The 1,724-nt window shown below is 71.2% G+C and carries 2 protein-coding genes; both read right to left on the bottom strand.

Annotated features, from left to right (window positions below):
• A partial coding sequence (locus tag AC1D01_RS33350) for a hypothetical protein (protein WP_477873759.1) occupies window positions 1-499 on the bottom strand: 499 nt, incomplete at its 3' end.
• Entirely contained in the window at window positions 496-1,704 is a 1,209-nt protein-coding gene (locus AC1D01_RS33345; protein WP_477873758.1) for a hypothetical protein, read from the bottom strand. The genes AC1D01_RS33345 and AC1D01_RS33350, both read right to left, overlap by 4 nt.
• Between the last annotated feature and the right edge of the window lie 20 nt (window positions 1,705-1,724).

Below are 1,724 nucleotides of genomic sequence, written 5' to 3'. Positions count from 1 at the left end.
CGGCTGCGTAGGCGGTGGCCAGGGCGCTGTGCGATGCGAAGCCGGGGAGGCGTGCCACGTTCGATTCGAGCGCGGGAAGCGCTTCATCGGCCCGCCCGATGGCGACGAGGATGGCTGCGCGTTGGGCCGCCACCGTGCGGCTGTCGGCGCCAGCCCGTGCGGCCTCCTCTGCATCGGCCAGGGCCTCGTTGAAGCGATGGACCGCCGCGCGGCTGCGCGATCGGCGCAGCAGTGCGGCGGCGGCGTGCGAATCCGCCTCCGCGAGTGCAACGACGCGATCGAGCGCCTCGTAGTCGGCCAGCGTCTTCGAGCGCAGCAACAGCAACTCGTCGATGCCTGCATCCCCCGTGGCCTGCGCGATCAGGTGGTCGAGGTTGGCGATCGCGATCGCGCCGTCGGTCGTGGCGCGCGGGTCTTCGCGGTTGCCGTCGCGGAAGGTTCCGCTGCAGCCGACCAGCGCCCCGGCGAGCGCCACCATGGCGATGCAGCCGCGCTTCATGGCGCCGCCAGGAACGGGAACACGGCCGTCGAATGCAGGCGGTCGTCGTGGTCGACCCCGTCGTCGACGGTGTCCGGCGTGCCGCGGATCAGCAGCGAGCGGAACACGCCGTTGACGTTGTAGTTCGGCGTGCGGCCGCCGCAGTCGTTGACCGGTGCGCCCTCGGCCGCCGATTCGACCGCGAAGTAGCGGGTGCAGGTCGAGACCCGCGAGTCGACCCACAGCCTGTCGTCGGCCAGCAGCCGGGCCAGCGCCTGGTAGCGCGCAGGAGTGGCGTCCGCCCGCGCGGCCAGCCACTGGTTGCCGAGGATGCCGTCGAAGCTGTCGTACAGCGCCAGGTTGCGGCCGATTTCGGGCGCGAACTTCTGCCAGTCCACTGGGTCGGCGCGGTTGTAGTCCTCCTTCATCGCGTCCGCGTCGTCGCTCGAGCCGATGGTGTGCAACAGGGCGTTGCCGGTCAGCGCACGCCCCATGCGATCGATCGGCTTGCCCAGCAGCGGGCGGCCCGGTGCGGGCCGTTGCCGGTAGGTGCGCCCCCAGACCGCCAGCAGCGGGCCGCCCTGGTTGACGACCGCCAGGTCCACCGAGACGACCAGCGCCGAGGTCTTCCAGCCCGCCAGGAAATTCTTCGCCGGCTCGCCCTGGGTCTGGCGCCACTGCGCGAACACCTGCGCGGAGGTCGCGGCGTCGAACGCGAAGCAGCCGGCGGCATCTTTCGGCGCCTTGCCTTTCTGGATCGCATCGGCCGCGAGGTTCAGCGCGGCGCGCGTGCCCCTCACGTTGTTGTAGTACGGGTCGTCGCGCAGCCCGGCGAACACCTGGAAGCGCTTGTGGCGGCCTTCGAGGCCCGCGGGCCGGCCGGCATCGCCGCGCAGCTCGTCGGCATCACCGGCCCAGCATTCGGCCGCGTTCGCGACGTCGAAGCGACACAGGACGGTGGTGCTGCTGGTCGTGCTGCCGAAGCGCGGGCCGCTGTCGACGTGGAACACGTACTGGACCTGGTCGGAGAACTGGCGGCCGACGATGTCCATCACCAGGTTCAGCCGCCGGCCGTCGGCGGACGTCCAGGCGTAGAGGTCGCCGATGTCGGCCGCCGGGTCGGCGATCACGGTGGGGGTGTCGAGGTGGTCTGCCGCGTGGGCGGCCGGCGGAATGCCCATCGCGGCGACAAGGCAGGCCAGGGTGAAATGCAGTCGGGTGTTCATCGCTCGGTGTGGATTCAAGG

This window comes from Rhizobacter sp. P3_B12, assembly GCF_056402895.1.
This window is presented reverse-complemented; position numbering and strand designations above follow the sequence as displayed.